25 protein-coding genes and 1 pseudogene are annotated in these 24610 nt (G+C 38.0%); 2 read left to right on the top strand and 24 right to left on the bottom strand.

Annotated elements, in window-relative coordinates; genetic code table 11:
• Window positions 1-78: 78 nt before the first annotated feature.
• From EEL30_17800 to EEL30_17775, 6 genes and pseudogenes are all read right to left on the bottom strand, one after another.
• Complete coding sequence (locus tag EEL30_17800) at window positions 79-255, bottom strand: ABC transporter substrate-binding protein (protein ID QDX93982.1); 177 nt, start codon at window positions 253-255, stop codon at window positions 79-81.
• A 9-nt stretch (window positions 256-264) separates the two neighbouring features.
• Window positions 265-852, bottom strand: coding sequence for a hypothetical protein (locus EEL30_17795; protein ID QDX93981.1), 588 nt, complete (start codon window positions 850-852; stop codon window positions 265-267).
• Between the two features lie 101 nt (window positions 853-953).
• The gene (locus EEL30_17790) at window positions 954-1526 is read right to left on the bottom strand and encodes a hypothetical protein (protein QDX93980.1); all 573 of its coding nucleotides are present in this window, start codon (window positions 1524-1526) and stop codon (window positions 954-956) included.
• Between the two features lie 159 nt (window positions 1527-1685).
• A pseudogene (locus EEL30_17785) lies at window positions 1686-1877 on the bottom strand (RNA 2'-phosphotransferase).
• Between the two features lie 245 nt (window positions 1878-2122).
• Entirely contained in the window at window positions 2123-2695 is a 573-nt protein-coding gene (locus EEL30_17780; GenBank protein ID QDX93979.1) for a hypothetical protein, read from the bottom strand.
• A 277-nt stretch (window positions 2696-2972) separates the two neighbouring features.
• Window positions 2973-3851 (bottom strand): LysR family transcriptional regulator, encoded by an 879-nt coding sequence (locus tag EEL30_17775; GenBank protein ID QDX93978.1) that lies wholly within the window; start codon window positions 3849-3851, stop codon window positions 2973-2975.
• Between the two features lie 118 nt (window positions 3852-3969).
• Here EEL30_17775 and EEL30_17770 point away from each other — a divergent pair, with 118 nt between their 5' ends.
• A complete protein-coding gene (locus EEL30_17770) occupies window positions 3970-4659 on the top strand; it encodes a glyoxalase (protein QDX93977.1) in 690 nt (229 codons plus the stop codon).
• Between the two features lie 249 nt (window positions 4660-4908).
• Complete coding sequence (locus tag EEL30_17765; GenBank protein ID QDX93976.1) at window positions 4909-5334, top strand: VOC family protein; 426 nt, start codon at window positions 4909-4911, stop codon at window positions 5332-5334.
• Window positions 5335-5830: 496 nt separating this feature from the next.
• On the opposite strand, the gene EEL30_17760 is transcribed toward EEL30_17765, so the two are convergent.
• The 18 genes from EEL30_17760 to EEL30_17675 form a co-directional block, all read right to left on the bottom strand.
• A complete protein-coding gene (locus tag EEL30_17760; protein QDX93975.1) occupies window positions 5831-6355 on the bottom strand; it encodes a DUF1266 domain-containing protein in 525 nt (174 codons plus the stop codon).
• Window positions 6356-6495: 140 nt separating this feature from the next.
• Window positions 6496-6756: a thioredoxin gene (locus EEL30_17755; protein ID QDX93974.1), complete on the bottom strand. Its 261-nt coding sequence runs from the start codon at window positions 6754-6756 to the stop codon at window positions 6496-6498.
• Between the two features lie 16 nt (window positions 6757-6772).
• Entirely contained in the window at window positions 6773-7825 is a 1053-nt protein-coding gene (locus EEL30_17750; GenBank protein QDX93973.1) for an RNA polymerase subunit sigma, read from the bottom strand.
• A gap of 129 nt (window positions 7826-7954) precedes the next feature.
• Window positions 7955-8530, bottom strand: a complete 576-nt coding sequence (locus EEL30_17745) for a lytic transglycosylase domain-containing protein (protein ID QDX93972.1) — start codon at window positions 8528-8530, stop codon at window positions 7955-7957.
• 142 nt (window positions 8531-8672) lie between these two features.
• A complete protein-coding gene (locus EEL30_17740; protein QDX93971.1) occupies window positions 8673-8918 on the bottom strand; it encodes a hypothetical protein in 246 nt (81 codons plus the stop codon).
• Complete coding sequence (locus tag EEL30_17735; GenBank protein QDX95811.1) at window positions 8915-9202, bottom strand: hypothetical protein; 288 nt, start codon at window positions 9200-9202, stop codon at window positions 8915-8917. Before EEL30_17735 ends, EEL30_17740 begins: the two co-directional genes overlap by 4 nt.
• A gap of 46 nt (window positions 9203-9248) precedes the next feature.
• Window positions 9249-9581 carry a hypothetical protein gene (locus EEL30_17730; GenBank protein ID QDX93970.1) on the bottom strand — a complete coding sequence of 111 codons (333 nt, stop codon included), beginning with the start codon at window positions 9579-9581 and terminating at the stop codon, window positions 9249-9251.
• Window positions 9582-9644: 63 nt separating this feature from the next.
• Entirely contained in the window at window positions 9645-9992 is a 348-nt protein-coding gene (locus EEL30_17725; GenBank protein ID QDX93969.1) for a hypothetical protein, read from the bottom strand.
• Window positions 9993-10170: 178 nt separating this feature from the next.
• Window positions 10171-10593 (bottom strand): hypothetical protein, encoded by a 423-nt coding sequence (locus EEL30_17720; GenBank protein QDX93968.1) that lies wholly within the window; start codon window positions 10591-10593, stop codon window positions 10171-10173.
• Between the two features lie 465 nt (window positions 10594-11058).
• Entirely contained in the window at window positions 11059-11592 is a 534-nt protein-coding gene (locus EEL30_17715; protein QDX93967.1) for a sigma-70 family RNA polymerase sigma factor, read from the bottom strand.
• A gap of 505 nt (window positions 11593-12097) precedes the next feature.
• Window positions 12098-12397 carry a hypothetical protein gene (locus EEL30_17710; protein ID QDX93966.1) on the bottom strand — a complete coding sequence of 100 codons (300 nt, stop codon included), beginning with the start codon at window positions 12395-12397 and terminating at the stop codon, window positions 12098-12100.
• Window positions 12394-13221 (bottom strand): N-acetylmuramoyl-L-alanine amidase, encoded by an 828-nt coding sequence (locus EEL30_17705; protein QDX93965.1) that lies wholly within the window; start codon window positions 13219-13221, stop codon window positions 12394-12396. Before EEL30_17705 ends, EEL30_17710 begins: the two co-directional genes overlap by 4 nt.
• A gap of 19 nt (window positions 13222-13240) precedes the next feature.
• Window positions 13241-13564, bottom strand: a complete 324-nt coding sequence (locus tag EEL30_17700; GenBank protein QDX93964.1) for a hypothetical protein — start codon at window positions 13562-13564, stop codon at window positions 13241-13243.
• Between the two features lie 436 nt (window positions 13565-14000).
• A complete protein-coding gene (locus tag EEL30_17695) occupies window positions 14001-14417 on the bottom strand; it encodes a hypothetical protein (protein QDX93963.1) in 417 nt (138 codons plus the stop codon).
• Window positions 14418-14546: 129 nt separating this feature from the next.
• Entirely contained in the window at window positions 14547-18002 is a 3456-nt protein-coding gene (locus tag EEL30_17690; GenBank protein QDX93962.1) for a peptidase M23, read from the bottom strand.
• A 9-nt stretch (window positions 18003-18011) separates the two neighbouring features.
• A complete protein-coding gene (locus EEL30_17685; GenBank protein ID QDX93961.1) occupies window positions 18012-19061 on the bottom strand; it encodes a hypothetical protein in 1050 nt (349 codons plus the stop codon).
• A 2-nt stretch (window positions 19062-19063) separates the two neighbouring features.
• Window positions 19064-19681, bottom strand: coding sequence for an S-layer homology domain-containing protein (locus EEL30_17680; GenBank protein ID QDX93960.1), 618 nt, complete (start codon window positions 19679-19681; stop codon window positions 19064-19066).
• Window positions 19682-19807: 126 nt separating this feature from the next.
• Window positions 19808-24418 carry a hypothetical protein gene (locus EEL30_17675; protein ID QDX93959.1) on the bottom strand — a complete coding sequence of 1537 codons (4611 nt, stop codon included), beginning with the start codon at window positions 24416-24418 and terminating at the stop codon, window positions 19808-19810.
• Between the last annotated feature and the right edge of the window lie 192 nt (window positions 24419-24610).

The raw sequence follows: 24610 nt of genomic DNA, 5'->3' as shown, positions 1-24610 counted from the left end.
ACCCACACGGCTCCAGGAAGAGCACCTTCTCCATATTCGTCGGAAAGCCGATATCCTGTGCAGGCGTCTGCTCCTTATTCAGATAAACCGACGGCCGATGCCGATCGGTTGTATGCCCAATGCCAGCAGATCGCCAATTGGATTGCCTTGCAGAACGATGCACTGAGGTTTAGCCGGAATATCGACCTGATGACCCTGACTATCCTTGTATATTCTCGTTGCGGATAAGGCACTCGCTTGATTATCTGCTGTCATGGCATTGGCTTAATGAGAGTAGTCGTGATAATCTCCAGCTCTATAAAAATTTCCATATGAATCCCTATTGGGGAATCCATCTTTATGTGCTGCTTTAATTGGCATCATACTTCTACATGAATGACATTTGGCTTCCACTGAATTTTCGAATACATAATGGTTGCCTTTCCCGCTGCAAATTGGGCACTCATATCTTAATCGATATCTCTTTCGTCCGTCAGCATCAATTTTAATTCCAGTCTCATGAAAGTTAGAAGTAGCTATTGGCTCTTGATGGTTTGTGTTTACACCATTTATTTCTTGAAAACCCTTGATCATTTGTTCTCTAATTTCATCGTTCTTATGTACGCTCTTTTCTTTTATCTGCTTCTCTTCTGTCTGAGCTTCTTCTTGTTTCATATTGTCAAAAAAATGGCTATAAGCCTTGCCTATCTTTTCAAACTCATTTACCGTTTCAAGAATATCTTTATCAACACCAAATAAGTTAAATACATTTTGGACTATCACTAATTTAGCCAGATTATCAGTTTCTTGTAGCTCAATTTCAACTTCTTTGCCTTTATCGTTCTTAATGGTAATTTTAACCGCTAATGACATATAATAACCACCTCACGCAGATGATTATAAGCAATAAAAGAATGAAAGGCAATGTGGAATAGCAAATTATTAAACTAATCTTTTATTTGGAGATTTCTGAACTACCATTCCCTTATATAGAGATTATTTTTCCTTGCTAACTTCTCATATTCTTTTAAAGTACAAGCTTCTTTGCAGTATAGCGGAAAACTCAAATCAAAATTACCTATTATTACTGATTTAGTTTTTGTAAAATACATTTTTGAAAATAAATGTTCTCTTGTATTTAGTTTCATTAAAAATGAAAGTGTTTTAATATCGGTAACCTTTAATATACATTTATCGAATACTAGTAAATTCAAGAACATTGCTTTCTCAGGTTTTTCTAAATCATCTAAAACTCGATTTACTCCTAATGGGTTAAACCTATTCAGAAGAACATAAACGTGTTCTTCTAAATGATAGTGAAATACATCTTGAATAAAATTGATAAATCGATCCTCATATTTCAAATTATGCTGAGGGAAAGGAAGCATGAGCTTATTGGCTTCTCTACTGTTTAAACATCGATCGAATACATCTAAAATACCCAATCCCGTAAAGTGCTTCTGAGGTTCTTCTATTTCCATTACATTTACTTTTCCATATAACTTATACAGGTATCTAATTTCTTTGAGTGTAGAAGCTTGATACATTCATTCCACTACCTTCTATGATTATTCTCCAGCCTTGTTAGGGATGTCCTTTACATTACTAATTTTGATCACAAAATCATTGCAGATACTACTTTAATTGAGAATCTGACCATTCTCATGGGCTGTAAACAATATCGGAACAGTTCTCCAATAAATTCTTCATTTTATCTGGCCATTTATTGAAATGTACTTACTCTCAATCTTATCAGCTAACCAAACCATCTCATTACCATGATAAAATTTCATGCCATAGAGCCACGCTTTTTTAGCATCAATTTTTAAAATTATCGGACTAGCATCTCTTCTTTTACCTACTTGTTGGGCAGTTTCAATAACTTCTGAAAGATGAACAGATTAAGACGATGGCAGCCCCACCTTTCACCTATTCCCTGCCATTAATTGGTATCGTTAGGTTTCTAAGATGGTCACAATATCATGCTGTGGTATCACGAAGTAAAAAGTTGTTTGTTTATAATAAGGGTTCAGATATAATCAAAAACTTGATGAAGTGCCTATCATTATGAAACACAAGGCAATCTAAATGAGGTGCCTTATTTTAATAGAAGAATATTGATCTGAAATACGACTACTCCATATTAACAGGAGTAGTCGTAATAATCCCCAGCTCTATAAAAATTTCCATGCGAATCTCTATTGGGAAATCCCTCTTTGTGTGCTTCCTTAATTGGCATCTTACTCCCACAGGCATGGCACCACGTTTCGGTCGAATTCTTATAAATGTAATGAACTCCCTTATTCATGCAAATTGGACATTCGTATCTTAATTTATATCTTTTTTTACCATTTGAATCTTCCTTGATTCCTGTTGTTAAGTAATCCGATTCATTAACAGTTTTTAATTCAACTTCTTTAGACTTCTCGATCTCCTGAAACTCCTTGACTGTTTGCTCTCTCATTTCTTCACTATGATGGATATGTTTCTCTTCCGTCTGCTCTTCTTCTTGTTTCATGCTGTCAAAAAAATGGCTATAAGCCTTGCCTATTTTTTCAAACTCACTTACTGTTTCAAGAATATCTTTGTCTACACCAAATAAGTTGAATACATTTTGGACTATTACTAATTTAGCCAGATTATCAGTTTCTTGTAGCTCAATTTCAACTTCTTTGCCGTTATCGTCCTTAATGATAATTTTAACTGTTAATGACATTTTAACCACCTCATGCAAATGATTATAAGCAATAAAAGGACACAAGGCAATGTGGAATAGCATATTATAAAGCCAATCTTTTCTATGACTTTAAAAAGGTGTATCATTCTGATCCGTTTACCTTTCCACTTGGATGAGTAGCTGCTTTTTACAATTCCGAAAAATGTTAAATAAATTAATAATAGTCCCTTCAAAGTCTTACGGATCAACTTATTTCTGTTAGCAGAAAGCTAAAAAGAAACGAAAAAACACAGTGAAATTTAATACAGATTCAATGTTACTTGACTTTAAAAAAGGTATGCATTCTTTGCAGAAATGCTTTTGTAGCTTGACTTAAATATTTATCCTTACGATAAAACATTTCTAACTTCCTGATAGGTGAATCCTTGATTGAAATTGCACGGATACCGAGCGACTGGAAGCTTTCAATCAATTGACTAGGTTGAATAGTAGCTCCAATCCCTTCTTTTACGAGTTGAAACAAGGAAGTAGCTGATCCTGTTTCCATAAGGGTATCGATAGAAATGTCTCGATTTTTGCACCATGTATCAATCAAATCACGTCCATAGAATCCCTTCGGATACATAACTAAAGGTATATTTACCAAGTCTCCCGGTAAAATAATGGCTTTTTCTGCTAAATCATGTTCTTTTTTAACATAAAGACTATATGTTTCGGTATAAAAAGGTATACGAATTAAACGACTGTCTGGCTGAATCGCTAAACCAACACCAATATCAACTTCATTTTCCAGCACTTTATGTAAAATATCAATCGATGGAATCACTTGAACCTTAGTATTTGGGAATTCCTTGTGAAAATCTATTAGTAATGATGTTAATCGATAATCAAGATCGGATGGTAGTACCGCTACACGTATGTGACCGGTATTCATATTTGTAAGATCTTCTATGGAATTTTTTGCATTTTCTAGTTGTTGAACAATTTGTAAAGCGTAGTGCTCAAGGAGATTACCTGCTTCGGTCTTAACTGTTTTTTTACCAATACGATCGAACAGAGGCAACCCTAGCTCATCTTCCAATACCCGTATTTGCTGACTTAGTGTTGGTTGTGAAATACCCAGTTTGTATGCAGCTTCCGTAAAATGAAGTTCATTACATAACATAAGAAAATATTGTAATTGCCTGATTTCCATGTAACACTCTCTCTTTTCGATAGTTTTAAACTATGTTTTTAATAGAAAAAATAGCATTGAACTATTATAAATGTGAATATACAATGAATGCAATAATAAAGGAAGGAGCAATGTTGAAATGAGGATAATAGAAATTGTGCTACAGACGAATCGCTTAGATGAGATGAAATCATTTTATGGAAAGTTGTTGGAATTTCCTGTAGAGAAAGATTCAGCGGAGTCATTTACGGTTAAAGCTGGAGAATCCAAAATAATTTTTCAAAAACCTAGCTGTGACCTCAAGGCGTTTTATCATTTTGCTTTTATGATTCCTTCTAATAAATTGGAGGAATCAAAGCAGTGGCTTCAGAATAAAGGAATCGTTTTATATTCAATTGACAATCAGGATCAATTCTTTTTCTCCGACTGGAATGCAACCGCATCTTATTTTTACGATCCAGACGGTAATCTGGTCGAATTTATAGCTCATCACTCCTTGAACAATCCCTCGGATGCTCCTTTCAGACAAAACAGCATCCTTCAGATCAGCGAAATAGGACTACCCGTTCACGATTTTGCAGAAGATTCAAAACGTATTTGCGAAGCTTCTTCACAGGAAATATGGCAAGGAGACGGAAAACAATTTGCTGCAATTGGCAACGTCGAAGGATTGTTTATTGTCATTGATACTAAACGTCCGTGGTTTCCCGATGCAAGAATGCCTGGTGTGTTTCCCACGAAGGTAAAGATTCAAGACGAATTAGACAAAAGAGTAGAGATTAATGATCTACCGTACCAGCTTTATCACACTCCGAACGATCAGACTTAATATTTTCACCACTGAAAAGATATCGTCTTAAATGAGGGGAAGGTAAGAAACCATGCCTCCCTCTGATCAAATTTTAACATTCCAAACTTACGTTTCCTTGTTAAATAATCGAATTATGGTTAATAATGGGGGATATAAATGGTTTCATTGACAAGTGCCAAACGGAGAACTAGCCTAGATGATTTAGCAAAACTTCGAGCATAGTAGAAACGAATAAAAAATAATTAGAACTAAAGGAGCTGGTTATGAATGACATTGAGATTGACCCCTTATTTAGTGATGGACGGAAATGCAAAGGAAGCGATTCAATTTTACGAAAAAGCATTAGATGCCAAAGTACTCTTTAACCAAACTTTTGGAGAAATGCCTGAAAATCCCGATTTTCCTTTACCAGCAGATGCAAAGGAACGTGTGGCACATGCAATGTTAAAGGTAGGCGAAACGGACCTTATGTTTTCTGATACGTGTCCAGGTCAACCCCATCAAAAGGGAAATCAAGTTACCATCTGTCTTGCAACTAGTGACAAGGAAACATCTAAAAAAATATTTGAAGCCTTGCAGCAAGGCGGTCAAGTGAGCATGCCGCTACAAGAAACTCATTTTAGTCCGTTGTATGGTATTGTAACGGATAAGTTTGGTGTAACCTTCCAAATTTACACAGAGGGTCAACAATAAATTATTGTTACTACCTACCAATTCCACTTACTCTTATTTGACGTAATAACCATGTCTTAATCAGCACTTTCAACAAGAAAATCTCACAGCCATTCTTGATTATTCATGGAAAAAAAGATCAATCAGTTCCTGTTGAAAACAGCTATGATTTGGAACGCTCTCTTCTTTCTTGTACCAAGCGTTTGGATGTTTTTGAGAAAGAAGCGCATTTATTTTCTGAGGAGATCTCACCAACTGTAGTTGATTGTTTTAACAATACACTGTAAAAGTTAGAGCCAATATTGAGATTGTAAATAAGTAGCATCCGTTCATTAACAATGCCGGTAATCCTTATAGGATACCGGCATTGTTAATGAAATAATTTGTAAACATACTGGATCAGCAATAAGGGGAAAAGCAAGTATCACTGAAGATTGTTTAGCTTAGGAATTCAGCATGGAAAGGCACTAGGAAAATGGCTATAGATGGGTTTATTCATCCAATCCACTTTGTGATACTATTCCAATGGGAGATTCCAATCTAACTGATTCCACAGGCTGTTCGGATGTAAGATCAAATTCCGTGCAAAACGTGCCATTTTCTCGGCACTCTCACTAGTTGTCTGTGCCCACCAGAATTGTCTTCCTATCAGAAAGCTTGTTCCAAACCCTTGCCAGCTTGAGTATTGTTGTTGAGCAATGACGGCAACTTGTTTTGCTAGTTTTAGTGCCTCATCATCTGAAAGGTAGCCAACAAAAGCTCCTTTCCGACACAGGTTAGCATATCTACCCCAATCCCACGCAGCAATCCCTGCTAACGGAAGTCTGTCCATATATGCTTTCACAATGCGATAATCCCTATACTTCTCACTTGTCTTAGGAATAGACTCAATGTAATGTAATTGATCACGCTCGGATAACGTAGAGAGAAAAAACTTCATTTCATCAAATGAGTGTCGATGTCCTTCTTTTGATAACCATTGGAGTGATTGAAGTAAATCTTCCTTGTTCTCAATTCCCCAATTTTCCGTATTCAAATATATATGCTATTTTTTGTTTGTTTCTGATTAACTCTCATTTTATTTTACATAATATATATTCTGTAAACTTGATTTGCATGTTTGTCCCTACGAGCTTTGAAAAATCCCTACTGTGTTTGGTACACTTGTCATTGTAATTCTTATTACAGGTGCTTATCAATGTAATCTTGAAGTTCATCCAAGTATTTCTCAATTACAGATTTACTTAATGCACTTGTAAAGCGTCCTATTTCCGAGCCCTGATGCGATATTATTACAGTTGGCACATATATAATACCAAGTGTATGTTTGTCAGTGAGTATTGTCCGCATCGCAAGCTTTCTTTTTTCAATAATCTGATCCAAAGTAGCCGATAATTTCCTGCAAGAACCACAAGTAGAACGATAATAAAATGTCAATTCCATCGTCATATACTCCATTTTACGTGGCAGCTTGTTTTGCCTGAATTCGCTTTTTACTTCTAACTGAATCAAGCTTCTTGCTTGCTTTTCTAGCCTCATCCGTCTGATCTGGCCATGTCTTGCTTACCTTTTGTCGAATGTAATATAAAATTCGAGTAGAATATGCCTGTCTGTCAAAGCCGTATCCTTCAAGGAGTTCTGAAATTTCGTTGACGCACATAAGTTTGTTACGCAATCTACTCTCCTCTTCAATAATTTTGATTTCTCGATCATATTTGGAGGTTACATTGTTTTGCATGTTTTTATTATATGATTGAAAATTCAGAACTTTATTTCTGATACGCATTATTGCCCTATTAATGGTCATAGGATATACCTGTAAACGTTCAGCAATTTGAGTATTATTGATCCCTTCCATGATAAGCTTCATAACCGTTTTCTCAAAATCGTTACATATTGGACTTCCAAGTAAATGTTCTACATAAACTTTATCCACCACAAGTTCCTCAATATTATGGCAATTTTGATCTATAACATCGAAGTTCTCATAGGCATGATAATGCTCAATTTCATCACTGAATCGTGCGATCTCCTTATACCTTTCAACAGGGATATCCAGAAGTTTTGCCATTTCTTCTTCGCTGGGTCTATATCCTAGCTTTTCCTCAATTGCTATCATTCGTTTTATTTGCTCAACTGCTCCCCTGCTTAATCTAACAAATCGTGAATCATTGTAAAGTAATTGATTAATCTCCCAAATGATCGGTCTGACCACAAAAGTTGTAAACTTGATTCCTCTATGAAAATCAAACTCCTGTAGGGCATTTAAAACACCAATGTAAGCATGCTGAAGTAGCTCTTCTTCTGTTACTCTAAACTTAAAACACAATTCTTCAATGCTACCTTTATAATGTTTGATAATCGAGAAAAGAAACTCCTTATTTTCTTCCAAAAACTCTCCCAACAGATCATTATCTTCTTTACATTCCCTGATAAGATCTGTATTGTGCATATCTTTTATGTTTTCTTTCCGTAAACGGAGGTATCGTTGACTTAACAAGATTTCTTTCACACTCCTAGTCTTATGCTTTCGTTCCTGCTCCCTATAATAGTCGGGCTATCCTATCGAAAAGATGCAGATATACATATACATATACATATACATAGGAATGATCCTCATTATTTTCCTAATCCTAGTGGTCTATTTTTTAATGGTTAACCATATCTTTTTTACTTTTGTCAGATAGTTTGTTTTGTATGTGCCACGTACGATATTTCCCTCTCCCTGATTGTAGGCAACTATTCCTAAATCTGATCCAAATCTGTTTTGTGTATAAGCCAAGTACTTACATCCAACATGAATATTTACTTCTGGATTTGTAAGATCTCCTGTAATGCCCATATATCTTTGCGTGGCGGGTAAGATTTGCATAAGTCCGGTATCCCCATGTTTGCCAATCGCCTTTGGTTGATAATGACTTTCCAACTCGATCATGGCCAATATAATATAAGGATCTACGTTGTATTTTCCAGAAAAAGTAAGAATATGGTTGGATATATTGATCGCGTCTGTAGTTGCAATATTTCTAGAGAGCATATGCTGTATGATTATCTGTTCAACTTGCTTTTGCTGTGTAGAAGTTGACGTTGTTACAGCAATCGAAGGAGTATTTCCTTGTTTTACTGGGGTATTATCCCATTCAAAATTTGGGTAATAAGTAGTAAACTCGGCTATTATCAGAAAAGTAACCATCATGGATTTCATTACAATTATCATGCAACCATCCTTTACGTGCATTATCGTACTATAGTTGTCGGGTTACCCTTCGGAATAGTTGCGAATCCTACTATTAATTAAAAACTTTATTTGCGCATTTTGAAGATAATCCGATAAAAAAAAGACGGGAATACTCCCCGCCTTAAAAACGAACGCACTCTCGCATACAAGCCGCAATCTGTCTCTGAATTTCATCTATATCTACTGACTTCATAGACACATCTGCATTGTAGAGCTCCATATAACTCTCTTTTAACCGCATTTGTTCATAAGTAACCAAGCATTTGGCTGCACCACAACCAATATTTTCTATGTCTAAATCTATATCCATAACAGCTTTATTTGTCTCTTTTACAGCCTCATAAAGATCCTTAAACTTCATTCTCATGGCGTATAATCCCTGCTCCTTTCTGTAGAAGGCCTCTTGTTGCTATACGAGGATTCCATACATTCTCGCAAGCATTTTTTATGACTCATCAGTAGCCCTTCCAGATCGAGAGGGGATGAAATATCTTGTTCCATCACATATTCCACAATCTCTTCCAATTGTTCTTTATTCCGACGGAGCACTTCAACAGAAGCAGATGACGTATGTCTCATTGCTCTGTTTATTTGATTGATAACGCTACTAATTTCATCAACCTGCTCGATAAGTTTGCCTAATGTATACACTTCTTTCTTCTTCCCTCCAGTCATGGTGTTCCAGATTCTTTATTATTTATTCTCTTTTGTCAAAAAAGCCCCAGAAAAACTGATCATGTTTCATCCACAATTCATTATGATCTTTGCTTCGACTATCCTTGCCAGATTGATTTTTATGATAAGCAGCTATCTCAGCATGTTTTATCTGTTCGTATAGGTCTTGTAATTCATTACTAAGATGTTCATTGTTAACCGATAATGCTTTATTTTTTTTCATCAGTTTCTTGGTTTCTTCTTGCATGGTTGCATACCCACTTAAAATCTTAACTAACAACTGAAGGTCTATCGTTGCTTTTGTATCAAAAATTTGCTGGTCAGAAATAATGGTATGTAAATCAAGTTTTGTCATATTCTCACTCCATATCTAATAGATTAGCCTTACTACTTTCCTATCTATTATCCAAAATGAATTTTACTTCCTTTCACCGATCTGATCCCCATCATCGTTATATACGTAGTCAGTAAAGTCTTTCAAATGAATTTCTACTCTATTCAAATAACAAGACGGATCAAGCGCAATAGCTTCTTCTAACATTTTTAACTTTTCTAACATTTCTTTTCTGATAGGAGGCGCAATCTTCTCTTCTCCCATCTGGTACCTCTCCCACCACTTACGAAAAGTATCTAACGTAAAGGTCTGATTGACATAGTTACCGCACGAGCGGCACCAGGCCACCAAGGATTTATCACATTCCAATTCTTCCAGTACAAAGGATGCATCTTTCTTGCAGTGCGGACATTTGTTTAAATAACCAATCATTACAACACAACCTGCTTCCTTTTATTTCGCTTTTTTACAAGTGATGGCTTGCTCCATTTCTCAGCTTCCACTGCTGTAGCATAGAGCTTCCATACAATTGAATTTTTACAAGTATCGTAATCGGGTATTGAAAGGGGAATCGTTATTCGGAGGTAGTGAACCCAGATCATTTGAATTATCAGGCTCCGATCATAATTGGTTCAACTTCAGGATCACTTAGAAAATGAAACAATACCTCAACTTGCTTTCTGTCACCTACTTCCGTATAAAACTCTAATTTACATTGGGTCCCTGCTTTAATAGGATGAGCAACCTGAAAATAGAGCCCTTCTTCTAAACTTTTACAATATACATTTTTTGCAATCATTTGGTTATCAATGAGAAGATTCCAATAATCAGAAGGGGTGATAATATCAGATCTTATGGATATAGCATAAAACTCTACATCATGTGATAGATGAAAAGTATCAGTAATTACTCTCTTAGTACCTGAGCTTCTCATGCCCTTTACAAAGATTTCTCGCCCGATAAAATGAGCTCTGGTCTTTGTAGGATAATATGGGGGATCTAATCTTCCACCTACTACGTATCTAGCTAACATTCAGCTAACTCTCCTTCATGATTTATCTTTGTACGCATTGTTATCCGGTGATATTTCGACAAAAAAATCATATTTTCATCTCTCAAACTTATTACAACTCCACAGTAAAAGTAGTCGATCTATATGATCTAAAAGGTGCGTAAGCTAAAATATTTTAGACTTTATTCTTACTTCAAAAATGTATGCGTGAAGGAACTATGTAAGATATATACAGCTTCATCAGCTTTTTATTAATTTTTAATGTAGTTGAGAGCACTGAAGTTATTCATGAGACGAATCCGTTTTAGTGGAATGCTGGATTTCTTTTTCAAGTGTGTGAAAGTTCCTCATGTTTTTTTGCTTTTTTGCAAAATATTGTCGTTTTATGTCTTTAAAAAGTTGCGGAAATTCTTCAAGTATGATTGCAGATTTATGATCATGATGATATATTTATTATAAATAGATTTCGTATCCTTTTTATCATAATTATACCAAGCATACGTGCTTAAGTTTGTTCATAGCTCGTGAAGCGTGGGACTTATTTAAACCTAGTTGATTGGAAATTTGTGTCGGCTTCATATCTATTCCATCTTCCGTAAACAGCATATAGCTAATGATTTTCTGTTCCTGATTTGTAAATAGATCTTTATGAAACAAATAATCATTGCGCAAATCAGCCAATCCATAACCCACTTCATAATCTACGCCAACGAAATGATCAGTAGTAGATCCCTTTTCATCGTCGGCTCCATCGCAGAAATGAACCATCGTACTTTTTTGAATGATCATTCGTCTTTTTTTTCGATAATAGTCCATGACGGTTCTCCTAATTACCGTATGAGAAAAAGTAAAGATATCCTTTTTGATGGCCCCTTTGTTCATTGCAGTTAGTATCCGGACAATGGAATCATGCTTTACATCCTCTCTATCAGCTACGTGCACCCCGGACAGCACAAAATCAAATATTGGATTCAAAATTCTAATATCCAGAATTTCTGTAGTACCTTTTGCTTGTTTCATATAATAATTCCTCCTAACGACTGTAAATATTATGAGAGATAATCAAATTTGATAATTGCCTAGTTGAGAAATGTAAAAGCAAGTAACCCTATAAACTTTTTATTTACAATCATTTTTTCTATCACTCAGTTTTATCTCTCCTTTCAGTTATTATGTTTTACGCATATCCCCCCTACTGGCTTGTCAAATCAGGCAAAAACCCTAAAAAAGGACTTACTAACTATCTCATCTAGAGAGAAAACCCAGATAAAATACCTAAAAATACGGATATCAACTAAAGTTTTACACCTAAGGTAATAGTCTTTGAGTAGCAAATACTATAGTAGTCGATACAAGGTTTTGATAAGTTGCATGGTTTTTCCACTTATTTCCCTGCAAAAAACGAACATACGTTTCTTTTTCTAGCTATAAAAATACATATCAATGACATTGCTAAAGGAAAAGAGCCACTAACGAATAACTCGCTACTGGCTCTTTTTCTGTTTCTATCAAATTCTGGTTGAGTTTATTTACTACCTTTTTGTAAAATTCTTAAGCTCTTGATAAAGCTATTTACATAATTTGCTCCTCGGCTCACGATTAATCCAGCTGAAATGATAGAGACATGCTGCCAGATATGTTGCATGCCAAATAGATTCATTTCAAAAGCATAACATAGGATAATCCCCACGAAGATGGACAAAAAATAAGTCATTCGATCTCTGATCCACTGTGAAAATAATCCTTTTAGAATTTCTGTGAGTGATTCTGTTAAGAAGGCCAAAAGGATGAGCAGTTGAGCTTTTTCTAATATAATCTCTGTCATTTAGATTCACCTTTTAGATTGCGTTGTAACACGATAGTCATAATAAAACTAAGTTCACTCTGTGTTAACGTTTTGGTTTTAGCTTTTTCAACCCAAGCTTTATCAGTTAAATAACCTCTTTGTGTAAGGTCTTCCAACGCTTGGACCAGCATATCGAATTGCCACTCAGCTAGTTTCAATTCTTTTTCATCTCCCACTATTGATTCGTCATGTACAGGGACTGAAGAATTGGATTTTTCTGTACATGCTTGATATTCTTTATTCACATCCTGAATAAATTGTTTCCACGTGATGTTCATTCTCTTAAAGGCATTTTTGGTGGGATCTAATTTACGTTGTGGATCAAGATCACAATGACCAACAATATGCTTTTCCGGTAACAAATGATATAAATAGCAAAGGTATGCGATGTACCATACATAGCGTTTATATGCCTCAGAATCATTTACTTTTTGTCTAATGATCCCGTTTTTTCTATACTCTCCGTAACAAAGCTCTACCCCGATTGCAATATCATTGGCATCCCCACCAAACCATTGATTATCCAAAGGTATGTCGTACAGAACATGCCATGCTTTTTCAGGCTTGCCAGTAGTAGCTGGGATACATTCACAGACGCTTGTGTCATCGATAAATGTGTGGGCAGATACACTGCTGCTGTTGCAAGTATTTTGGTAATAACTAATATTGGCAAGCGCTGTTGATCCAGGGTTTCCCGTATCATGGGCCACGATAAAACCTACACGGTTCATAGGAATCCCCGAACGTCTTTTTGTTCTTGGAGTCAGGTATTTTGTTTGAATTGGATATTTCATGACAAACATAAATAATGCTCACCTTCTTCTATTTTCTATTGTTTTGATCTCCATTTAAGCGCAACATTAATGATTCTACTTTTGTATTTAGTGATCTGTTCTCTGTTAAAAGTTTGAAGTTTTCTTGCCGTAATACCTCAATCTCTTGTTTTAATGCCTTGATTTCTTCTTTGTAAATTCGCAGCTCCTCCCGCAATTCAGCTCGAAATGCCTGTTCAGCTTGAGACAGTAATTGACGATCTGAAATGCTAACATCCTTTTGATTATTATTTCGGCCTGATATATAACCGATAAAACCTGTACCAAGGGACACTGCCCCCCCAATGATTGCCATCATTACATTAGCATCCACAATTTTTTCACCTTCTTTTTTGTCTGTAAAATAACGGAATGTACAAGGCTGTGATCCACCCCTTTTCTTTATAGCAAAGATAGGATAGTCATATCGTCTTCAAACCTTTATAGGTGCTTAATGAAACGATTTTTAACTAAATGCACATTATGTTTTTTTGAATATTTTTTAATATAAGTAAAATAAGTAAAAAATTAACCCCTGCCGGTAAGGACAAGGGTTGCCACTCTTTCATAAAAAAGGCATATCAGTCGGGGGTAGAACGATCACCCAGCTTGCCTCGAATCAAGCTCGATAGCAGGGAATTTCGGATACGATTTTAACAACAGCATACTATTTAGTTGACTATTTGCTGTATTGTCTCCGTCGCATTCTGTCATTTTTTAGGGTTTGCTTGACAGGCATAACTTGCAAAATTAGCGCCACTCGACAACGTCTACACCGCCCTTACATAGTCAAGCTGAAGACTCTTAAACAGACCATTTTCTCGTATAATGCTGCCTTGTATCGCTTTGAACGAAAGAAGGTCTGTTTCTTCCTCCAGCTGTTCATTAACGATGGAGGACTGTTCTATCTCGATTAAGAAACCAGTGACCATTAAACCATCGTCTCGTTCAAGACTAAGCTTTTCGATCCCACCATTGTCATACGTATATATGACGGTAGTAACCAGAGACGGATGTGATGTCATTTCTCGTAAGACTTCCACACTCACAACCTCAGGCTCTTTCCGGTTCGGGACAATGGTAAGATCGTCTCCCCCTCCGTACAAACCGACCTTTTTCATCTCTCTTCTAATCAGGTCTATGATGGGGAAAACCTCATTAGCATTTGTAAAGTTACGATTGACCATAATAATAAACACCTCAGCTTCTATCTCAATATAAGAAAAAGCAAGGAACAGTTATCGTCTGATACGTAATGTTCCTTGCTTTTTTTATTGTAATTTATTGGGAAAATCAGTTTAGAAACTGTTTTAGTACTACGTAGGCTGTGGTAAAGAATGCCAGGTTAGTTCCAAAAAGTTAACCATCCCACTTTCATTGCCAACAAGTCTGTTTCCTTTGATCAGATAGTAACCAGCTGTGTACGTATTCTCATCATAGACGTAACAGCCATCCAGCAATTCAATAAGTGGATTTCCTTTGACTACTACATTCTTGGTCCGCGCTTGACGTTTCATATCGAAGAATACCTTTTTTGCAATCTCTTCCTTCAGTCCACGCATAGTAGCCCCATCCTTTTCCTCAATCCAAGGCATGTGCATACCCGCTGTTCGAATATTGCCTTTCGTGGCTACTAATAAACTCTTATCAAAAAAATGTTCCACTAAGTCTGCTGAACCCGAAATCATCAAGTGGTTCCGAATGCGAGAGTAATCTGTGGATGAGGTCATTTCTAGTAAGTTGGTACTGTCAGCAAACTCCCATTTTGTTGAATCAATCATTTGCCATTCAGGTACATCAAGAAAAGAAAGGCGTTTTGCATGAAAAGTTCCATATCGATCGCAATAGGCTCTGTATGGCATATCTTGCAGCAACGACTGAATGGCATCTGCCGCTCTGGTCCCTGCCTGAAAAGTTACAGACGCAACAAATGGATTTTGCCAGCCCCCCACCGTTTTCACACTTTCCTGAGTGACTGCCTCTAATTCAGTTGTCTGCCTGTTAAATTTCATGAAGGTGTTTTTTCCTTTGTTTACATCAATGTAGACCGTATCTTCAATCTCGTAGTCAGGATATTTCGTATCTTCATAATGAACGCGCCAATTACTTAATCCAGCCGTAACAGCAATATCTTCAACAATACTAGACTTTAGCCATGTAAATGCTCCTCCATCACCTGCATATGCTTCTTCTGGTGGGTAAGACATCGGTTTATAAAATACAAATTCTTCTAATGTATCGTATCTGTCAACACAATGAAAAGTGATGGTTTTAGCCTCAGCATCCTCTTCAATTTCTCCTTTAATCAACCCAGTAAATATGCGAACCACATCCTCACCATAACCAGCATAGATACGGATAGGTGTCCCTTCGCTAATTATATGGCGCATCTCTCCCTCTTCCCAATAGGAGTAGGGGGACGGAAGGTTTTTATAGGTATCAGGAAAAATGGTATTTCTCTCAAACGTAGGAGAATATTGCCCTGTTCCGTTGTTTAACGTGATCGCAGCCGTTGTTGAGGTGGTATCTAGGTGAGAGTTCACTTCCCAAGACATGATGTCACTCTCCAAGATAAACGTGTCCTCATATTGAAAGCTACCTACCTCATACCATTTTTCTTTGTACATATTCTCCATGTGGCTCGCAAACTGTTCAATTGCATAATTACTATATGCATACTTAACATCAGTGATGTGAAGTGCTCCTTTTGTAACAGCAAATAAAATACGGTTTGTCCCATAAGCAACGGATGTCCCACGTACACCAGTATTTTCCCATTTCTCTTTATCATCAGGGAGAAGCTTCTTTACATACACATCCATATCCGTTTCATTGTGACAAACCACAACATACTCAACAAAATCCTTTTTGTTATCTGTTTTGAACGTTCCACCATTGGTGCTGATTCCCTCGTCGGTAATCTCCAGCTGATATACCTTTTTTCCATCGGAGACATACACTTTTCCCTGGGAATTTGCATCAACCTTTACCTTGAATTGCATGGTAAATGGAAAGCTTTTCACTCGTCCTACTCGTTCTAGGCCTGCTTCTCCACCCTTGGTCGTGATGGTTTGATAGTCACCGTTATCTTTAATCTCTGCCTGTCGATAGGTAATCCAATTTTTCGCGGAGTTCATCGTATCTTCATAATCCCAAATCGTTTTGCTATTCATGGACTCCACATCGAATTCACGTGCTTTTAAAAACAGGATGCCAAAACGTCCTGTAGAAGCCTTAGAGGGATTAGATAAAGAAAACTCGATCTGGTGTTTTCCTTTCGGTACGGGAATAGAAGGTGGATAAGCTACCCCATACTTGGCATTGACGCCCTTAATGGTAGCTACTACGATTCCATCTACTTTGACTAGAACCACATCTTCTAATTCCAGATTAGTCATGTAGGCCCAGCCTAAACTACCAGCGTTAAACCAGTCATGCTCAAAGGTAAATTTTTTAACCTGTCCAGCTCCATCCGTGTTCTTAAATCCAAGTAGATGAACTGACTTATTTGGTGAATCGTAATCCATATACTGCTCAGCACCCACCATATTCGTAAACTTGATGGCGTCCAAAGCAGTCTTCTTCGCCGTAAAGTCCTTATGATAAGAGATCTTTTCTGTTGTCCTATTAAATTGATAGGTGGCAATGGTATGAGTAAGCTGGCCATCTGATTGGTGTACCTGACCATCTCCCCAGCTCTTTACCCGAACAAGAACCTGTTTTCTGCCAAATGCTCTACACTTTTGATCGTTCTCCATTAAAATATCTATTTTATTACCCTTGATGGCTCCACCTATATCATCTGCCAGATATTCTCCCCAGCTGACACCACCTACAATGACTTCTACCTTACTTTTAAGAGGTATGACAGAGGGATCAACAGCGATGATTTTATCATTTTTCCATACCTTAACATCCGTGCCCCCTTTTGTAATGCCTGTACACCCTGCACATCCTGCATGATAGGCAGTTGCTTCCATCGAAAACTCAACATAAGAGTCTGCTGACAAAGTATTTTTGGTAGGAATGGTACGAGCAGGTGCCTGAATTACCTGTTCTCTTCGTAGGAATGGCTCTGGATTTAGATCATTACCATTCTGCCGTACCTCAAAGTGGAGGTGTGAACCGTCTCCTCCGTTTCCTTTAATCACAAGTCCTGAATTCCAGCCAATGCCAATTTGTTGACCAGCATGAACCGTTTCTCCTTCATTAACCAACAGGTGATTCGGTTTCATGTGGGCGTAACGAGTAGACCAACCGTTTCCGTGATCAATGTACACAGCAGCACCATATCCATTTATCCATCCTGCTTTTACGACACGGCCACCCCATACTGCATGAATATAATCTCCTTTTTCACAGTCCAAATCGATCCCTTTGTGCCTTTTTCGGGAGCATCTTGGATCGGAATCATGCCAATCTGTGATAAGCATCCCGTTAATATGGGTATTGTCATTTTTCTTATCCTTCATCGTTCTACTCGACAAAATCGGCATTGACATACTAGCATTAATTAGTTCTGTCGGTCCATTAATAAATGTGCCATCTGCATCGTTGGTCAATTGGGTAATCCCGTCAATGGACAGCACATTACCTACTACTGAGTCATATACGTACTTGGCCGCATCATATTTTTGTCGAAATCCAGGTACGTATGACATTTTGTCTAGCTCAATAATTATGCGAGGTTGTGTGCCATATGCATTGACACGTCTCATAATAGATTCCAGTAATCTGGATGTTGGATAGTTTACATCACTTACGAAAGCCATCTATGTCACCTACCTAAACCTTTCTATTGCCCATTCAATGAAACGATTGAGAAAAACCATTGCTTCGGCACGAGTCATACATTCCTCGGGTTCAAAACGTTCATCCTCATATAGAGGAAAAGCATAGCATCCGTCCAAAAACCTTTCCTCCAAAATATCAATAACATCCTTCTCGTACCACTTACCAGAAAAGGTAGCCTGATCGGCAATGTACCTAGCTGGAGATGGATTGGACTTATATTCCTTATCTGTAAATCGATTGTAAAAACTTTTTCTCATACGTTGCAGGAAAACCATGAACTCAGATCGTCTTAATCGGACTTGAGGGAAAAACCTGTCGTTATAGCGAACACATCCCGACTCTACAAGCACTGTATCTGTAGTTGTCTTGAATTTCCCACCTATTTTGTAGTTATACGTCACTTTTGCTGGATAGCCATTATACATGTACGGTAGATATACCCGTCCTGCATGTATAACAAACACATCTCGCTTAAATCCAATGGTTTCTTTTATTTTCTGTTCTGGATTGTCACCTGGTTGAATATCCACTATCTTACGTTTCAGCTTCACTCCTAAAACCGTACAAGCTTCTGGCTTTAAACGTAAGCTAAACGTGTATTGGTTTTTGTTCATCAAATCGCCAGATGGCATGCGAACATTATTTTCCCCGCATGAGCTAAAAGGTGTATTAACACAGCCTACCTGTTGATACTTGGGCTTTCCAAAAGAAATGCACACGACCTCAATCCCACCTGACATCGGATTGGACATCGTAATTTTCCCGTTCTCTACCTTTTCAGGCTGAACCTCAACACCATGTACGATCACAAAAATAGGATTATCATCATGCACCTTATAATTAGGAACGTGAAATTCCTGTTGTCCATCCACGGTAACAAAACGCTTAATCACTCGCTCATAGCCTGATTCAAATGCATCATAATACATGCCATCTATGAAGCTTTGTTCTCCGTCTCCATCCAAATGAAGACGAGTAGCTTCCAATAAGTCTCGATAGAACCAGTCTAGTGGATCAATATCAATCCAACGTCGCACATTTAATACCCCCTTAGAATTCGGTCAATATGACGGTATGTCCGCATTAAAAAAGCGATCCCTTCTGCACGTGTACATACTTTGTCTGGTCTGAAATAGGAAACAGCCCCACCATCATCTTCATAGTTGGAAATTAGTCCCCTTTGTTGCATTTCGTCAACGTATGTTTTGGCCCAATGCTTTTCCATATCAATAAATTGGTTTTTATATCGGTACTCATGTTCTTGTTTTCGAATAAGAGATAGCCCAATCGTAACAATATACTTCGTTTCCATTTCAGCCGTATTAATATCTGGTTCTCCAGTAAGAATTCCGACATAAATCGTACCCTTCTCATCGTAATAACGATGCTTGGCCCCACTAAACTGTAGCCAGTCAGCAAACTCTTTTTTACTGTAAAATAATAGAGTGAGCGTCGTCGTAAAATGGGATGTTCCATGGCTGATCAGCCCAGCAGAAGACGAAAGCGTTTGATTTACATGTGTCTTAAGGCTAGGAGAAGGCGGCTTGTAATCATTAATAAGTTTTGCTTTTACCTCGGTAAAACGAATGCCATTATCATAAAAAAGACGCTTTTTATATATGTAATCTTCTGAATGAAAACTGTTTTGTTGGGTCACGCTTGTACCTCCTCGTTAGAAACTTTGGACTTGATTTTGTGCAGACTCAGGAAGGTCTGGAAGGTTATTTGCTAAAAGAAATACCCTACCTCAATATAAGGTAGGGCGTCATTTTCATAACAAAAATTACGGATAGTTTGAACGATAAGCAGCAGTCCCCATGAGCATCTGATCTCGCATGCCACCTACTCGACCCGTAAATAAACCACGGCCAATTCCATTGCCAATAGCAGACAATTGTGCATCGGTAGTACTACTGGTAACATTAGGCAATGCAATATTTACCGTTACATCACCTGAACCAACTGTGAAGGACTGGTGAGTATTTCCACGAGTCAAATATTCATAACGGCTCATCGCTGTTACGCCATCTGGCAAATTAAAGGTACCTACAGGGGATTTCACTTCCTCAAGAATGCCTAGCTGAGCCTGTAGAGATTGTTTCGTTAGGTCCCGAATTTCTTGCGTATACTTCTTCTGTTCTTCTGGACTCTTATCAACCATATCCTTCTTGTATTGCCCGATGAGCTTATTAATATCCTGGACCTCCTGCTTGGCAGAAGAAATGCGTAGCGCCCTCATTCCAGGGGAATCATCTGATGCGCCCCCTCGTCTTACCTTTTCAGCCAGATAATTGTTTTCACGGTCTGACGCCTTTTCTTCCAAGTCAATACGCTCAATCCCAATTTTGGATAATGATAGATCCTTATAACGAAGTTGCTCATTATAAATGCTATTTTCTACATCACGTATGGCAGACTCTATCTCTTTTCTTTGATCACCCTTTGCTTCAATCGCTTTCATGTCGGCAAGTCTCATTCGTAAGTCGCTAATTTTTGAATCTGTAATTTTTTGTAATGCGCCAATATAAGCTTTCGATTGCCTGTCCATGTTTATTCCAACCATCAATTCTTTTGCTTGTGCGACTTGCTCTGCCAGTTGTAACCCTTGTTGTACAGAGGAAAACTTGCTTTGGAATTGTCTTTGTTGCTCGGCATGTTTGTCTTTATTTATCTGCTGTTGTCCGTCTTCTTGTACACTTTTACGGGTATCAATTGATTCTTTGTATTGTTTTTCTTTGTCTTTGTATTGATCAGAATTTTTATCTTGTATGCTTTGCAACTGCTTCGCGTATTCCTCGATGTATTTATCTACAATCTCCAGTTCTCGATTTAAAACTTCTTCTAATCTCTTGATCTGTCCCTCTTTCATAGCAATGAAAGCTTGACTATCGGTAGCTAGACCGTCTAGCTCCGCTTGTAAGTTTTCTTTTTCGTTTTTTTTCTGAACCTCTGTGAAGCCTTCTTTTAGCCTAGCCTTTCCTTCATCTGCCGTAATGTTTGGTAAGAGACCATTTTTATACTTTTCATCGTAACTTTTCTTGGCTTCTTGTTCGAGCAAAGCTTTTTCTTTATTTTCAAGCTGAGTCCGTTGATATTGTTTCGAAAAGGATTGTTTTTTTAATTCTTGAATTTCCTTTTTTCTTCCACTCTCTTCAGCCCAGGCGTTAACAGCTTCCTCTTTAGATATATCATTATCTCTTAGATAGTTAGCGAGTTGTACTTTATTTTTGAGGTTCGCTCCCCGCTTATTGTACATTTCACGAACCCCATCCATCATTTCTTCTGCTTGCCCTGATCCCAGATGTGTATCCTTTCCTCCAGAATTGCGACTTACGAAGTTCATGAGGTCTCCATAACCCAGGTTTATTTTATTTAAATAGTCAGGAAAGCTCAAAAAACCGCTATCTCCTAGCACGCGCAAATGATTGGCCACCTCTACTATGTCTTTCTCTTGTTTTTCAGCACCCATCAGTTGACGCTGGTCTTCCGTGGTCGTCAAGTTGATGGCAACTGTCTTGGCAGCTTGTGCCAAAGCCAGTTGGGCTACTAACTGGACACCCATCTTGACAGTTTCTGCAATTAAACCAACAACGGCTCCTGCCAATCCCTTTACTAGTTTTGAGGCTAAACCACCGACGCCCCCTCCTGCTCCCTTAGCTAGACCAGATGCGTCCTGCAGAAAATTTTTAAACTTGTCACCCATTTTGTTACTACCAGCTTGCTCATTAATGCTACGCATCGCATGAGACAATTCCAGGTAGGTAGCAGAAGAGTTGCGTGTAACCGTTGCGCTTTGCCTTAACGTATTTTGATAACTGTCCAAAGCTTGATTCAGACGAGTAATGCTATTAATTGCTGGAGAACCATTTCTTCTCAATTCCTGAAGATGTTTTTCAAAACCATCGAATTCAGTTTGACTCATCGTTCCCAGACGTGTTGCGGCACTTTTATACCCTGAATTTGAACCCATTTTATGCACAAATGTAGATCGGTCCCTTGTATTTGTTAACAAGGTATTCAAAAGCGGAGTATGAATGAGCTTATTGGACTCAGGATTCGTTTTCAGGCGATTTGCATAGGTTTGGTTTCGATTAAATCTCTCCTGATAGGAAACCTTCCCTTTTTCTTTCCAGCTTTTTGATTCCTCCATCATAGTAAAGAAAGTAGGAAGATCATTTACCTTCTGTCCTGAGTGGCCTACATACTTTTTAAAATGCTCATGCTGAGCTTTACTCATAGAGTTAAATTCTTGCATTCGTTTTAAAAAGGTTTGATTTCCTTGTAAGTCGGTTGCTTGTTGATACAGTTTTCGATTATTTCCTTTGAGACCATTTCCAATAAGGCTGGTTAAGGCTGGGTCTGACTCCATTCCTTTAAAACGATTGACATAAGAAGAAAGCTCTTTTTGCTTTTCCCAGTTCTGAGGTATTCCTGATTTTTGCCAGCTCCACTTGATCCCCTTCATTAGCATGAGGCCCAGCAATGCGTTAGATAGTACATCTGCCAAACTTACAAAGAGATGAATATTTTTTGAAACCCCATCCGCCATATTCATGAGCATATAGGAAACTTTATTGATCGAAGGAGTCAGTTCCGTAACCAGCGCATCCAAAGCTACTTCCAGACTTGAATTAACTCGATTCATATTGACGGAAGGATTTTGCAAGGACTGTTGAAGCATTTCTTCATATCTGGACTGATCGAAGCCTTGCATTTCACCAATAAATTCCGCATGCTTCTGCGTTAGAAGGGCTTCTTGACTTGCGGCACCTTTTCCGCCTTCTTTTGTCCCAAAAAAAGAATCGATCAGCTTGTCTCGTTCAGTACGATTATGCAAGGAAGAGAGCATATTCGCAAAATCCTTATACATCGACTCTGCACTTCGCTCTTTGGTTCCACCCGTTGCTGGATCAATCTCTTCTGTTTTGATGCCTAATTCTTTCGCCTTGTCTCTTCCATTGTCACTTTCAAAACGTTTCAGAATTTTATCGTAGGTTCCTAGACTTGTATTTGTTTGAATCGATGCAGCAGAGAGTCCTACGAGCATGTCTGCATCTGTTTTAGACTTAAAAGTATTTCCTGATTTATTGATCATCTGAAGAATTTGTTCACTGTTTGCCGCACCTATTTGGGTTACGGCAGCAATGGACCGAACGATTTTTTCATCAATCTCTTGCATGGAAAGCCCAAGCTTGTCTTTGGTTTCAAGCAACCCGTTGGCAATCGTTTTCATATCAGAAGACGGGTCTATTGTCTTGATTTGCGCTACTTGTTGAACCAGCTTTTTGATTTCGGCAGGGTCATCAAGTGTTTTTCCGCCAATGGAAGCTACTTCAAAAAGCTGCTTGTAAGGAAGGCCGTAAAAAGAGGTTTGTTCCCGAACGAATCCTTTAATACCTTCAATAGCACTCGATAGCTTGCCCTGATCAACCTGACTCTGACTGTTATTGGGATCAACACGAAAGTCTTTCTTTAATGAAAGACTGCGATACAGCTTGATCTCTTCCTGCTGAATGTTGTTAAAAATATCAATCGCTTGATAAAGGAGCGAGGAAGGATCAGTTGCTCCACTTACTGCTAAGTTGTTACGAATAGAAGTAATAGCAGCGTTCTGAGCATTGATTGCCGTCACCACATTAGCAGCAAGAGCCGTCTCCTCTGGAGCTGTAGAACCAGTAGCTTTACCTGACGCTGTTGTACTTCCACCTGCTATACCATTGTCTGTACGTAAGGTGCCAGAAGAAGAGAGAAATGGTGGATAAGCGCGATTAAGATTTTGTAACCGCCCAGAACTTTGTCCAAATTCTTGCATTAACTGTTCCACCTGAAGATCGAATTGTTCCCGAATCTTTTGTATCAACTTTTTATTAATCAGGTTCATTTGACTAATCAGGTGTTTTTTTAGCTTAGGGCTCGATTTAATATCTAAAGCTTCAATGCTTTCTACTAACTCATGCAATTCAAGATGAATGCTTCGTTTTACCTTCCCTTGAACCTCATCAGAAACTCTTTGCATTTGAGATTGCAATTCTGGCATTCGCTGAGAAAGTGTTCCAGCCCTCTGGACAATCCCCTTGTTGGGCATAGAATTACGTTCTTCGCTCGTCTGTTGGTGTAACTTTGTCCCCTTGTCTCTGTTTACTTCTCTGTGAAAGGAACGTATGGAATTGTTTACAGTACCTATACGAGTAACCAATTTGCCAAATCGTGAGTCAAGTCGCTCGAGCTCCTTACCGTATTGAATGGAACTTTGGATAGAATTGCGTAACTCAGAAGCAAATGTCGCTCTCATCTCATTATTCATAGTCTCACCTGCCTTATAAAATAAAACTCCTGCCCCTCCATTCAGGAGCAGAGCAGGAGTATGTATTAACCCAAAACGTTGGCAAGCCATTCCATATCTGTTTCATCTGCTACTTTATAGCCATCCGTGTAAGTCCCATCTTGTCTAGCCTCGGTCAATCCTTGTGATTGATCCTTTGAAGATAAACCTCCTCCAAACAAGCTTCCAAAGGACATGGTTGAAACCTTCACAGTGAATTCGATATGTTCATTGCATTGCTCTAAATAAAAACCCAACTGAGGC

The sequence above is a fragment of the Brevibacillus laterosporus genome (genome assembly GCA_007833815.1).
Classification (GTDB): domain Bacteria; phylum Bacillota; class Bacilli; order Brevibacillales; family Brevibacillaceae; genus Brevibacillus_B; species Brevibacillus_B laterosporus_D.
This window is presented reverse-complemented; position numbering and strand designations above follow the sequence as displayed.

What these genes read in the sequence shown, in the direction of transcription:
- EEL30_17800 (QDX93982.1), bottom strand. Translation starts at nt 255, where the DNA reads ATGACAGCAGATAATCAAGCGAGTGCCTTATCCGCAACGAGAATATAC.
- EEL30_17795 (QDX93981.1), bottom strand. Translation starts at nt 852, where the DNA reads ATGTCATTAGCGGTTAAAATTACCATTAAGAACGATAAAGGCAAAGAA.
- EEL30_17790 (QDX93980.1), bottom strand. Translation starts at nt 1,526, where the DNA reads ATGTATCAAGCTTCTACACTCAAAGAAATTAGATACCTGTATAAGTTA.
- EEL30_17780 (QDX93979.1), bottom strand. Translation starts at nt 2,695, where the DNA reads ATGTCATTAACAGTTAAAATTATCATTAAGGACGATAACGGCAAAGAA.
- EEL30_17775 (QDX93978.1), bottom strand. Translation starts at nt 3,851, where the DNA reads ATGGAAATCAGGCAATTACAATATTTTCTTATGTTATGTAATGAACTT.
- EEL30_17770 (QDX93977.1), top strand. Translation starts at nt 3,970, where the DNA reads ATGAGGATAATAGAAATTGTGCTACAGACGAATCGCTTAGATGAGATG.
- EEL30_17765 (QDX93976.1), top strand. Translation starts at nt 4,909, where the DNA reads ATGACATTGAGATTGACCCCTTATTTAGTGATGGACGGAAATGCAAAG.
- EEL30_17755 (QDX93974.1), bottom strand. Translation starts at nt 6,756, where the DNA reads ATGGAATTGACATTTTATTATCGTTCTACTTGTGGTTCTTGCAGGAAA.
- EEL30_17745 (QDX93972.1), bottom strand. Translation starts at nt 8,530, where the DNA reads ATGATAATTGTAATGAAATCCATGATGGTTACTTTTCTGATAATAGCC.
- EEL30_17740 (QDX93971.1), bottom strand. Translation starts at nt 8,918, where the DNA reads ATGAGAATGAAGTTTAAGGATCTTTATGAGGCTGTAAAAGAGACAAAT.
- EEL30_17730 (QDX93970.1), bottom strand. Translation starts at nt 9,581, where the DNA reads ATGACAAAACTTGATTTACATACCATTATTTCTGACCAGCAAATTTTT.
- EEL30_17725 (QDX93969.1), bottom strand. Translation starts at nt 9,992, where the DNA reads ATGATTGGTTATTTAAACAAATGTCCGCACTGCAAGAAAGATGCATCC.
- EEL30_17720 (QDX93968.1), bottom strand. Translation starts at nt 10,593, where the DNA reads ATGTTAGCTAGATACGTAGTAGGTGGAAGATTAGATCCCCCATATTAT.
- EEL30_17715 (QDX93967.1), bottom strand. Translation starts at nt 11,592, where the DNA reads ATGAAACAAGCAAAAGGTACTACAGAAATTCTGGATATTAGAATTTTG.
- EEL30_17710 (QDX93966.1), bottom strand. Translation starts at nt 12,397, where the DNA reads ATGACAGAGATTATATTAGAAAAAGCTCAACTGCTCATCCTTTTGGCC.
- EEL30_17705 (QDX93965.1), bottom strand. Translation starts at nt 13,221, where the DNA reads ATGTTTGTCATGAAATATCCAATTCAAACAAAATACCTGACTCCAAGA.
- EEL30_17695 (QDX93963.1), bottom strand. Translation starts at nt 14,417, where the DNA reads ATGGTCAATCGTAACTTTACAAATGCTAATGAGGTTTTCCCCATCATA.
- EEL30_17690 (QDX93962.1), bottom strand. Translation starts at nt 18,002, where the DNA reads ATGGCTTTCGTAAGTGATGTAAACTATCCAACATCCAGATTACTGGAA.
- EEL30_17675 (QDX93959.1), bottom strand. Translation starts at nt 24,418, where the DNA reads ATGGCTTGCCAACGTTTTGGGTTAATACATACTCCTGCTCTGCTCCTG.